This window comes from Bifidobacterium sp. UTBIF-68, from assembly GCF_006408855.1.
Taxonomy (GTDB): Bacteria; Actinomycetota; Actinomycetes; order Actinomycetales; family Bifidobacteriaceae; genus Bifidobacterium; species Bifidobacterium reuteri.
In genome coordinates, this window is record NZ_JFAN01000004.1 from 202,208 (window position 1) to 214,602 (window position 12,395).

Annotated in this window: 6 protein-coding genes and 1 pseudogene; 3 read left to right on the forward strand and 4 right to left on the reverse strand. The window is 61.4% G+C overall.

The annotated features are described in order from the left end of the window. The first annotated feature begins 172 nt into the window (after positions 1-172). The 3 genes from fucP (at position 173) to BW14_RS02015 (ending at position 4,416) form a co-directional block, all read left to right on the forward strand. Positions 173-1,555, forward strand: a complete 1,383-nt coding sequence (gene fucP, locus BW14_RS02005; RefSeq protein ID WP_140489174.1) for an L-fucose:H+ symporter permease — start codon at positions 173-175, stop codon at positions 1,553-1,555. 268 nt (positions 1,556-1,823) lie between these two features. Next, positions 1,824-3,122: a glycoside hydrolase family 125 protein gene (locus BW14_RS02010; protein WP_044088793.1), complete on the forward strand. Its 1,299-nt coding sequence runs from the start codon at positions 1,824-1,826 to the stop codon at positions 3,120-3,122. 58 nt (positions 3,123-3,180) lie between these two features. After that, positions 3,181-4,416, forward strand: coding sequence for an AGE family epimerase/isomerase (locus BW14_RS02015; RefSeq protein WP_140462389.1), 1,236 nt, complete (start codon positions 3,181-3,183; stop codon positions 4,414-4,416). A gap of 134 nt (positions 4,417-4,550) precedes the next feature. Here BW14_RS02015 and BW14_RS02020 read toward each other — a convergent pair whose 3' ends face one another. The 4 genes and pseudogenes from BW14_RS02020 to BW14_RS02035 form a co-directional block, all read right to left on the reverse strand. Then, positions 4,551-5,678: a LacI family DNA-binding transcriptional regulator gene (locus BW14_RS02020; protein ID WP_044088791.1), complete on the reverse strand. Its 1,128-nt coding sequence runs from the start codon at positions 5,676-5,678 to the stop codon at positions 4,551-4,553. A gap of 324 nt (positions 5,679-6,002) precedes the next feature. Continuing rightward, the gene (locus BW14_RS02025) at positions 6,003-9,266 is read right to left on the reverse strand and encodes an Ig-like domain-containing protein (protein ID WP_140489186.1); all 3,264 of its coding nucleotides are present in this window, start codon (positions 9,264-9,266) and stop codon (positions 6,003-6,005) included. 238 nt (positions 9,267-9,504) lie between these two features. Further along, positions 9,505-11,784: a glycoside hydrolase family 3 N-terminal domain-containing protein gene (locus tag BW14_RS02030; protein WP_223847929.1), complete on the reverse strand. Its 2,280-nt coding sequence runs from the start codon at positions 11,782-11,784 to the stop codon at positions 9,505-9,507. Positions 11,785-11,935: 151 nt separating this feature from the next. After that, positions 11,936-12,395: pseudogene (locus BW14_RS02035) on the reverse strand (glycosyl hydrolase); the annotation flags it as partial.

The window sequence follows — 12,395 nt, forward strand, 5'->3', positions numbered from 1 at the left end:
CGACGGCGACGGCTCCGGGACCTGCACCGCCCCGGCGCTGTCGCCCGAAGCCGCATCCATACCATCACCGCATGCGAATGCCGCATCACCGCGCGCATTCGCCCATATCAATCGCCATACAGCTTCACGTCCATACACAACCAAGAGATACATAACCAAGGGATACACAATCATGGACAACACCTCATCCAAGAAAGTGGCGTGGGTGGAAAGCCCCGACGGATACCTCGACCGTACGCCAGTACTGCAGTTCGCGATGACTTCGGTGCTGTTCGCCTTCTGGGCGATCGCCTCGAGCCTCAACGACGTGCTCATCACCCAGTTCAAGGCCGTCTTCGAGCTGTCCGACATGCAGACCGCGTTCGTGCAAAGCGCGTTCTACGCCGGTTACTTCATCATCGCCATCCCCGCATCGCTGTTCATCAAGAAGACCAGCTACAAGATCGGCATCATGACCGGCCTCGCGTTCTTCGCGCTCGGCTGCTTCATCTTCTTCCCCGCCTCGCGCCTCGTGACCTACGAGGTCTTCCTGTTCGCCATCTTCGTGGAGGCCATCGGTCTGAGCTTCCTGGAGACCTCGGCCGACACCTACGCCACCTTGCTCGGCCCGAAGCGTCTGAGCACACTTCGCCTGAACGTGGCGCAGACCATGAACGCGCTCGGTCTGCTCACCGGCATCCTGCTCGGCAAGTATCTGGTGTTCCAGGACTCCAACCTGCACACCGAGATGGAGAAGCTGCGCAAGACCGATCCGCAGGCCGCCATCGACCTCGCTTCGGAGCAGCTTGGGCGCACCCTGCAGCCGTACATGGTCGTCATGGCCATCATGCTGCTGTTCATCGTGCTGTTCGCGATCGTGAAGTTCCCCAAGTGCCGTCCGCAGACCAAGTCCGGCGATGTGGCCAAGGCCACGTTGGGCGAGACCATGACATACCTCGCCCATAACGGACGCTTCTGGCAGGGCATCCTGATCCAGTTCATCTACATCGGCGCCCAGACCGGCATCTGGTCGTTCACCATCCGTCTCGCGCTCAACGTATCCGAGAAGGCGGGCGCGCCGATCACCGACCGCGACGCCGCGAACTACATGATCGTCAGCTACATCATCTTCTTCGTAGGCCGTATCTCCGCAAGCTACCTGCTGTCCAAGTTCCGCGAGACCCGCGTGCTCGCGGTGTATATGATCGCAGGCTTCGTGGTGCTCGTGGGCACGGCGTTCGTCCCCGGCATGGCGTCCGTCTGGCTCGCGGTGATCGTGAGCCTGCTGCTGGGCCCGGGCTGGCCGACGATCTACTCGCGTACGCTCAAGACCGTCGAGGACCGTCGTCACACCGAGACCGCCGGCGCCATCATTGTGATGGCATTGGTCGGCGGCGCGATCCTGCCGATGGCTCAGGGCGCGCTCTCCGACGCGACCACCATGCAGTTCTCGTTCATCCTGCCGGCCATCGAACTGCTGATCGTGGGCCTGTACTTCGTTTCCGAATTCAAGCGCGACAAGTACACCCCGGCACAGCTCAAGGAGATGACCGAAAAGGGCGAGATCGCCAACTGACCGTCATCTGCCGGCAGTTCCGGTTCCCTGATTCGGCAAACAGGTTCCCACTGCCCGGCCCCGCTATCTAGTCCCACTGTTCCAGCCCCGCCTTGGCGGGGCTTTTCTTATAGCGAGAACCATTGGCACGGCGACAGTAGGACACCAATGCGGCACCAATGCCGCGTCAACAGAAGAGTTGCGAAAACGTTGGCGTGTCAACAACTAAAGCGGTTTAGAATAATCCGTGTTCCATACGAGTATCCCCAAGACAAAGAAGTTGGATTATATGACAGATATCGCAGTACCGAAGTCGGTGCAGGACTTCATGCGTCACATCACCGACCTGTGCGGCAGCGAACATGCCGATTGGGCGGAGAACTTCAACGCCTGCTTCGCCAACACCCTGACCACCACGGTCAAGCGCCATGAGGACGGCACCACGTTCCTGCTGACCGGCGACATCCCCGCCATGTGGCTGCGCGATTCCACCGCGCAGGTCCGCCCCTATCTCGTCATCGCCAAGGACGACCCGGAGCTGGCCGACATGATCTGCGGATTGGTGCGACAGCAGTTCCGCTACATCAACATCGACCCGTATGCGAACGCCTTCAATGAGGAGCCCAACGGGCACACATGGGACCCCAACGACCAGTCGAACTTCTCCAGCCCCTGGCTGTGGGAACGCAAGTACGAGGTAGATTCCCTGTGCTATCCGATCCAGCTCGCATGGCTGCTGTACGCCAACACCGGACGAACCGACCAGTTCGACCAGGAGTTCGTGGACGGGGTCGCCAAGATCCTCGACGTGTTCGAGACCGAGCAGGACCATACACGCTCGCCGTACTTCTTCATCCGCGACACGGACATCCCCACCGAATCCTTGGACAACGACGGCCGAGGCACCCCGGTGGCCGTCACCGGCATGACCTGGTCCGGCTTCCGTCCGAGCGACGACGCCTGCACCTACCATTATCTGGTGCCGTCGAACATGTTTGTGGTCGTGGTGATGGATTACCTGGAGCGCATCTTCGGCGGCGACATCCTCGACGACCCGCAGGTCGTCTCGCGCGCCCATGCGCTGCGCGTCGCGGTGCACGACGGTATCGAAGCCTACGGCAAAACCAGGAATCGCAACGGCGAGACGATCTACGCCTTCGAGACCGACGGACTCGGACACTACAACATCATGGGCGACAGCAACGTGCCCGACCTCATGGCCGCGCCGTATCTGGGATATTGCGAGCCGGACGACCCGACCTACCTAGCCACCCGCCGCACGCTGCTGAGCGACGAGAACCCCTACTACTACGAGGGCACGTACCTCAAAGGCATCGGCTCCCCTCACACGCCGCCGAGATACGTGTGGCCGATCGCGCTGGCGGTCGAGGCGATGACCAGCGGAGACAAGGAGTACGAGGCCCATATCCTCGACCGTCTCGTGGCCACCGATGCCGGCACGCATCTGATGCATGAAGGCATCGATGTGGATGACCCGACGAAGTACACGCGCGAGTGGTTCAGCTGGTCGAATATGATGTTCTGCGAGCTGGTCATGGACTATTTCGACATCCGCGTCAAGCGGTGATCAACGACGATTCGGATTCTTGATCAGAGATAACAGGAAACAAGGAAAGGCAAAGCAAATGACCACCAATCCACGTTATGTGCTCGGTACCGAAGCCAACCGCATCTTCATGGCTTCGGAGTCCTATGAGCTGCTGAAGTTCGGCAAGGGCTTCCCCGCGCCGAACGGCGGTTCCGGCTGGCTGAACGCCGACGGCTCGCTCGACCCCGCACAGGGCGTGCAGACCTGGATCACCTGCCGCATGGCGCACGTGTATTCCATTGGATCTCTGCTTGGCTACCCGGGCGCGGACAAGCTCGTGGACGCCGCATTGAAGGGTCTGACCGGCATTCTGCATGATGACGTCAACGGCGGCTGGTATCCGCAGGTCAACGAGGACGGTTCCCCCGCCGCAGACAAGATCTGCTACACGCACGCCTTCGTGATGCTCGCCGCATCCTCCGCGCTGCTCGCGGGACGTCCGGGAGCCAAGGAGCTGCTCGACGAGGCGCTGGCCACGTTCGACAAGCGCTTCTGGGACGACGAGACCGGCCTGGCAGTGGACACCTGGAACACCGAGTTCACCGAGCTCGACCCGTACCGCGGCCTCAACGCCAACATGCACACCACCGAGGCGTTCCTCGCCGTGGCGGATGCCACCGGCGACAACAAGTACCGCGTGCGCGCCGGCCGCATCATCGACCATGTGATCGGATGGGCCAAGGCCAACGAATGGCGCATCCCCGAGCACTTCAAGTCGGACTGGTCCGTCGACCTGGAGTTCAACGACGACAAGAAGGATGACCAGTTCAAGCCGTATGGCGCCACCCCCGGTCATGGCATCGAATGGGCTCGCCTGATCTCCCAGTGGGCGTTGAGCTCCTTCGCCAACCTGGAGGGCGCGCAGCCGTACATCGAGGCCGCCGAACAGCTGTTCGCGCGCGCCGTGGCAGACGGCTGGAACGCGGACGGCACCGTGGGCCTCGCCTACACGACCGACTGGAGCGGCAAGCCCGTGGTGACCGACCGCATGCACTGGACGCTTGCCGAGGGCCTCAACACCACCGCGACCCTGTACGCCGCGACCGGCAAGGAGGAGTACTCCGACTGGTATGCCACGTTCGCACAGTACGTCGATGAGCATCTCATCGACCACGAGGGCGGCTCCTGGTTCCACCAGCTCGACAAGGACAACAAGGTCATCGGCACCGTCTGGCCCGGCAAGTCCGACCTCTACCATGCCTTCCAGTCCACGCTGATCCCGTTCCTCGACCCGGCGGTCTCCATCGCCACCGCCGTCAAGAACGCCGCCTGATAAGTTCGCGACCTATGGTGAAGCCCCTGTTCCGATTGCTCGGGACAGGGGCTTCACCATTTCGATTGGCCAACTTCGCGGCCAACTTCGCGGCCAGACTCGTGACCAGCCTCGACCGGAGTGTCAGTTGAGTGTCAGTTGATAGTGCGGGAGGTACTGTCGCGGACAACCAAACTGGGTGTCAGGATCTTGCGGTTGCCGGAGACCTTCTCCCCCGCGAATATCTTCAGCAGCAGTTTCGCGATCTTCGAGCCGTATTCGCTCGCGTCACGATGCACGGAAGTGATCGATGGATATGCGGCCTCGCATACGAAGCTGTCCTCGAAGCTGACGATCGCGGGCAGGTTGAACGGGTATCGGGGACCTGTCAGCTCACCGACACCCTGCACGGTGCGTTCGTAATTGTCCAGCACATACCATTCGGTGATGGAATGCAGACTCTCGGCGGCCAAGGTCTCGCTTTCGTAGATGAACGCGGTGGGAGGCTGCGGCGATTGCAGCAGGTTCAATGTCATTTCGGACGCCACGCTGGAATCGAAGTAGGTGTAGTCGATATGGATGTCATCAAGACCGTACTTGTTCGCGAATTGCCGGAACGCCGCCTCACGTCCGCGCGAATAGTCCAGTGAGGGGTCGCCGGAGAGGTACGCGATGCGACGATGCCCCATCTTCCGCAGATGCTCGAGGATGGTGTCCATGGTTTTCGAATCGTCGATGGACAGCGAAGGCACCAGATTGTCAGGATCCGGACCGCCGGCCAGCACTGCAGGCAGGCCCAATGCGTTCATCAGCTTCGGCCGCTGGTCATCGACGCGCAGATCGACCAGGATGACACCGTCCACTCGTTTGCGGGAGGCCCAATCCCGGTACACCGCAAGCTCCTCCTTGGCGGATGAGCATGGCCGATAGAGCAGGCCGTAGCCCTTGAGACTCAGCGAAGCCTGCACGCCGGCCATGAAGTGCAGCATGAAGGCTTCCTCGTTGAGCCCCTGCTTGAAACGCGCCGGAGCGAACCCCACGGTCATGGTCTTCGAGGAACCCAGCGCCTGCGCGGCGTATACCGGCTGCCATCCCAACTTCGCAGCGGCCTCTTTGACTCGTTTCTTGGTCTCCGCCGACACCCCTGGCCGATCGTTGATGGCGAAGGACACCGCCGTCGGCGAAATGCCAAGGGCATCGGCGATATCCTTGAGACTCACGCGCGATGAACCGGAGGATAACTGAGATGCCGGCTGCGGCACATGCTCTTGGACGGACTTCATAACTCCCCCGTTCGCTCCGACGTCGATGAGGTCATGGGTCTATGACCTGCACCCGCAACATAGCGGAAGACCAATCATATCTCCAGCAACAATAACTATAAATTGTACCGTATTGCTAAAGCGTTTTAGTATCGCATTCCAATTATTATATGCCCGACGCCTGCGCGCTGTGGCGTATGTGTGTCTCGTATGGAGACACACATACGCAGGAACGACTGACAGGCCCCACATCCGGCAAGGGAACCGGAGGACGCCTAGCATCCCGCTAGAGGGAGACCGCCCTTCGATTTCCTGTCAGACACAGGGCCTGTCAGTCACCGCGAATCACATGCGCTTGCGCACCATGACGACGGCACCGGCAATGACGAGCAGAACCACGGCACCGGCTGCGACGACAGCCACGGAGGCACCGGTATTGACCAGTTTGTCCTTGGATGTGTCAGACGTCTCGGGCTTCTTGCCTGTATCGGTCTCGTCGCTAGGCTTGTCCGGCTTGTCGTCCGTGGCTGGCACCTCCTTGAACTCGACCGTCACACCCTCGCCGATCTCGGCATCGCCGAGTTTGGCCTTGATCGTGTACTTGCCGGCCTTGGCGGACACCACGTTCAGCGTCGAGGCACCGGAGGCGTCAGTTGCGATCGAGGTGTTGCCTTCGGCTGTGGTAACCCCGTCCGGCAGCACGAAAGCGACATCCGTGCCGGTCAACGGGTTGCCGAAGGAGTCCTTGACGGCGGCGGTCACGGTACGCGTGGCCTTGCCATCCGCGGCAGCCTCGCCGTCTACGGCGGTCAGGGTGGACTTTGCGGCATCCGGCTGGGTCGGATCGGCGACGGTGCAACCCTTCGCAATCTCATCGGCCGTCGGGATCTTCACCGGCTCGGTCTTGTTGCCGCTGTAGTCCTCGACCTGCACCCACAGCTCATGGCCGGTCGCAATGCTCTGGGTGTAGGACGCCGGCTTGGTACGGCCTCGGATGATGCCGGTGATCGGCGGGGTCTGCTGTGAATAGGTGTAGGTTGCACCCAGTTCCCTGCTCTGCGCATCGCCGTTCTCGTCGGTCCACTTCTCGGTCATGTACAGGTAACGCCAATCCTGGGTTTGCGGGCGAACCAGCGTCACGCTATCGCCATCCCACGTCACCGAGCATGCCGGGTAGGGCTCGATCGTCGCATCGGCAAAGCTCCCAGTTGCGGTAGCGGCCGCACCACCGGCGTTGTCGACGGTCAGCACATAACGGGAACCATCCACAGGGGCGTTGTCAATGGTCACGTCCGTCTTGTCAGCCGAGATCTTCACCGTTTGGGAGTACGGCTGCGCGGCATAGCGCCACGAACCGGTGTCGGATGCGAGGGTGACGGTCTTCTCGCCAGACACCTGCGGGTTCGTCCAAGAGACCTTGACCTTGCCGTCCTTGCCGGGTTCGACTTTCACACCGGACACGGATGCCGCCTCGTTGAGCGGCGCTTTGGCGGCGAGCGAGCGGGAGCCGTCCGCTCCCACGGCGTACAACCTGAGGGTGCCGGTCTTGGCGGGCAGGTGCTTGACGTATAGGGTGTCGTCGTAGCGGCCGCCGAGGAACGTGTCGTCGAGGTAGAGCAGGTAGTTCTTTGTGGTCGAGTAGTCGTCGATATCCCACTTGACGGTAAGCTCGTCGGAATCGGCGTAGGCGCGTTCGACGGCGAAGCCAGTCGGAGTCGCCGGGGTATGCGCCGCCCCATCGCTCACAGTGAGTTTGCCGATGTTCACCTGATAGTTGTCGATGGGGTTTGCACCAGCCTTGACGATCAGACCGAGCGTTGCGATCTTCTTGCCCGCATACTGGGACAGGTCTGCGGTCACGGTCTTCCATCCGTCGGTCTTAGCACCGTCGGCGACATCGACCGGCACGACGGCATTGGTGTCGTCGGCGAAGATCAGCGCGAGCTGCAGCTTAGAGTCATCGGATGAGAGCTTGTTGTACGTCAGATCGATCTTGGTGCCGCCGGTGACGTCCAAGTCGGTCTTGTACAGACGCATCGTGTTGTCGCTGGACAGCTTGCCACTCAGGACGAGCGAATCGCCGCCTTCATAGGCTCCGACCTTGGCATACGTGAAGCGCGGGGCCGCCACGTAGTCGGTACCGTAGTCGAAGTCGGCCTCGAGCGGGTCGGACTTGGCATCGATCCACCACTGCCAGGTCGGCAGGATGTCCTGAAGGTTGATATTGCCCCACTGCTGGTCGCTGGTCTGCTTGCCGCCGTCGCGCCATTCGAGGCCGTGGCCAGTGTTGAATGACGTGGAGAAGACGGTTCCGCCGATGACCGAGCGTTCGGCGATCTGCGAGGCGAAGCCCTTCCATCCGTCGTCGCTCGTGCCGTCGTCAATGTATGGGTCGGCGATGTCGGTGGTATCGGCCTCACCGGTGGATGAACCGGTCCACAGACGGCGTTCGCGGTCGAATACCTGGTTCTGGTACTTGGGATAGACCTTCTTGTCATCACCCAGCTCATGGGAGACGAAGTCGGCGCCAAGTGCGGCGATGCTCACGTACGGCTTGCCGTCGGCGTCCAGATTGACGTTCATATAGTTGGCGTTCGAGGAAATGTTGTCGAATTTCTCTTTTCCTGCCTCGATGCCCGCGAACACCGACGTCTTCGGATCGATGCCGAGGCTGCTGGCATGGTCCGCCGAATCCTTGAGCATATTGCCGCTGAACCAGTAGTTCAGGAAGATGGAATCAGAGACCTTGCCCTTGGCTGCATCCTGCACCCACGGCGAGTTGGCATCGTTGAACATATTCTGGTAGCTCACATAGCCGTCCGGATAGACTGCGGAGTCATACCACTGGATATAGATGCCCTGATCGACGATCTGCTTCATGAAGTCCTGGAACGCCGGGACATCCGCGGCATCAACGTTGGATTCCTGATTGACGAAGTAGCCGTCGAATCCGTAGTATTTGGCGATCTCCACCAGCTTGTCGGCCACAGGGTAGGTGCCGTCGTCGCGTTTGCCCTGCAGCAGGTCCCGGTATGTCTGCTCGCCACGGTCGTTGCCGGAGAAGAATATTGTCGCGATGGACTTCGCGCCGTTCTTGTGGGCGGCGTTCGTGTATGCGGCGTTCGGCAGATTCAGCGTGCCGAACTCGAACCACTTCTGGGTCCAATCGGACTGGGCCTTCTCGTCATACAGACTCTTTGGTGTGTTCGCGGTCGGCTGGCCGTGCCACGTACCGTAGTAGTCGGTGTACTGCCAGTAGTTGAACAGGTACTGCGAGAACACGTTGTTGTCATGGAAGGATTCGAAGAATGCGTTGCCGTAATCGCCGGCGAGGTTGAACATCTCCGTGTCGGCGGGCAGGTTCGGGTCCTTCTGAGTCGCGGCATTGGCGGCGATGCGGGTCTGCAACGGCACACGGGAACGCAGATACTCTGAATCCTTGTCCGCTGCCGGGTTCCAGTTCAGAATATCCAGACCGGTGTAACCATGCTGATATGGCTGGTTGGCTCCTGCCGCCTGCTCGGGATGGCTGGTATCGGCATACTGGCCACCCCATGGCATCGTGTCGGTGGCACTCGCCGGAGCCGCCAATGCCGCCAGCGTCGCCATCGACAGCACTGCAGCCAAACCGCTCCGCAGCCATTTCCTGTGTTGGTTCCGGGCGGAGATACGCCCGGCTGGATCGCCTGATGACAATCTCATCTATAATCTCCTTCGTTGTTTCCTTCTATCGGGTGACAACCCGCAGCCTTGCAGGTTGCGCGGATGACGGGCCGATGGCTCGTCATCGGGGGTGTGACGCGGTTCCAGCGCATCACACCCCACATTTTCCGTAGTGCCTTTTGGCCTACTCCAGTGTCACGGTGGCTGAATCGCCCATACCCGCTTCCAACGAACAGGTCACGCGTACCTGGCCATCGCCGGCGTCCCGCAGACGTTCGGAGGGGACGTGGAACGTGATGTCGCGGCGTTCGCCCGCCTCCATCGACACGTATGTCGAGTCGACGAGCATCGCCAAACGTGGGATGCGCCGGCCGCCACTGACGTGCGCGAACAGGTTCACTGCACCGGAAGCGGCACAGGCTCCGGCCGTCGCCGTACCCCGCACGACCAACTCACCTAGATGGGATTGCGCATCCATATGCATATCATCAAACGCCACTCCTGCCATCGCCCCTGCTCCGAACCCGAAGCTGCGCAGCACAGGCTCGGCTGCGTCCTTATAGACGTGAGCGGCGCTCTGCCGGTCGTTATACCGCACCGGAATGGCCGCGGGATAGGCTGGCAGCGTCACCGGAAGACGTCCCGGAAGGCCGGCTCCATCGACAAGCACGTCAGCCACTGCCTGCGGACCATACTGGCCGGCGTATCCTGCCCAAATCGTAACCGCGGAGCGCTCCATCACGTGGGTCAGCACATGGGCTCTGCCGCAGACCGTCACGGACACGACCGGGGCTGCGGTCAATGCCGTCACTTCGTCCAGCACGTCATCCTGATGCCAAGGCAGACGGATATCGGACAGGTCCACGCCTTCACCACAGGTGGCGCCATATTCGGCAACCGCCTTCGCGGCACCATTGTCGTCGAATTCGCTATCGTAGCTGCGTTCGCTGGTGCTGCCGCAGACGAACACCACGGCCGCCGCCCGCGCCCATTCCGAAGCCGGCACATCGTTCGTTTTGGCGGCCAGAAGGACCCGATTCTCTCCGAGACGCGCAACCAGCTGCCGGTATACGCTCGATTGTTCATCGGCGGGCAGTGGCGCGGTGTAATCACCCAGGAAACATCCGAAATCGTCAGCAAACGGGCCCGCGACAATCACCGGCCCTGCCTGGGCATCGACCATCAGGGCGCGGATATCATCAAGCGAGGCAGTGGATGATGGGTCATCCAGCAATGTCATCGCCTCGCGAGCCATGCGTTTCGCCTGTTCACGCCCCTGCTGCGTGGCCTGAGCGATGGCGTTGGCGTCCGGCACGGCGATCGAGGCGGCATCGGCACCGTCTTCAGGCAGAAGACCGAACATGTCTTTGAGCTCCAGCACGCGGCGCAATGCCGTGTCGACGGCATTCGACACCTGTTCGTCATCCGCGTATTCCTCAAGGTGGGTGAATCCCTCATCCCATAGGGATACGTCGACGCCAGCGAGCAGCGCGGCGCGCCCTGCGGCGGGAATGGAGGCGGCCATGTCTTCAAGACGGTCCACGGCCAGGCCATCGGCCATCACGATGCCGTCGAATCCGAGTTGGGTCCGCAGATAATCCTTGAGCAGCCATGGATTGGCGCAGCATGGCATCGAATCGATATCGTTGTAGGCAGCCATGAAGCCCAGGGCACCGGCGCGCACACCCGCGGCGACCGGCGGCAGATGGATTTCGTGAAGGTCATGAGTGCCCAGTACGGCGGATTGCCCGTTGCGGCCGCCAACGGCCTCGCCTTGTGCAGCCAGATGCTTGAGCACTACGGCCACTCCCCCATGGCCCACCTTGGAGCGGTGTTCACCCTGCATGCCCAGCACAATGGCCTCGCACATGCGTTCAGCCATCAGCGGATCCTCACCGAAGCATTCCTCGCAGCGTCCCCATCGCGGATCTCGGGCGATGTCGAGTCCGGAGACCAGCGCGATGTGCACGCCGCTGGCGGCCAGTTCAGCCGCGGCCGCCGATTCGGCCTGCCGCACGCCCTCGGGATCGAACGTGGCGCCAAGACCGAGATTCGTCGGCAGCACGGTGCCGCCAAGCGCCTGATGGCCATGCGGCGCCTCTTCGCTCAACAGCACGCCTACGCCATGCGCACCGCGTTCGAGCACGGTGTTCTGAATAAGCGCGACCGCTTCGCCGCGCTCCTCAGGGCGGATGCCGTTGCCCCAATGCTGGCCCGACCACGGGTCGGCGCGCATCAGTCCATACAGCACTCCCAGACCGCCCCAGCGGTCAATTTCACGTTTGAGCTCATCAGTGGCCACAAGCCTGCCGGACGCATCCCGGCGCACGGTCTTCCAACCGAGCAGACGCTGGTTGAGCTGTCCAACCTTCTCACGGAAACTCATCGATGCGATCAACCGGTCAATGGACGCTCGACCGTGCCGTCCGTCCACAGCGGCCATGCCGACGTTGCTGGCAATCATATTTTCCCTTTTCTCTCCATAGTGGCAATCGACCATTCGCTACCTGCAGCATGCGACCGCACGAACACATACACGATCCATCACACTCAAGAACGGTCAGAATATACGAAACCGGCTGTGGAACACCACAGATTCCACAGCCGGCAATCTATCAGTCGACCGATTCGAACGCCGGATCGGAGACCGCAGAATAGAACCGCGCCTTGTACGGCGTCTGGTCACGATACAGTTCGTCAATGCCGCGGCTTTCGAGTTCCTTGGCATCGGCCGCGACTGTGGAGGTGACGATGGTCGGGCGTTTGCCTGCCACCTCCAGCTTCATCCACATGTCGCAGATGGAACCTCCAGGCCCCAAGGTACTGCGGTCGATGGGATTGCCCTGCTCGTCCACGTCCACCACCACGGCGACGGACTTGGATTGCGCCGGCTTGGCATCGCGGTACTGCTTGGCGATGTCGCCGAATTCACGGCCGATAGGCTTGAGCTTGCCGTGCTCGTCGAACAGACCGAGCGAGTATTCGAGCTGCGGGAAGTCCGCCATGTCGGACGGTACGTCGTGCGAGCACCACCATGTGACGCCCCACAGGTTCGAGCAGTCGAGCGCCTTTTCA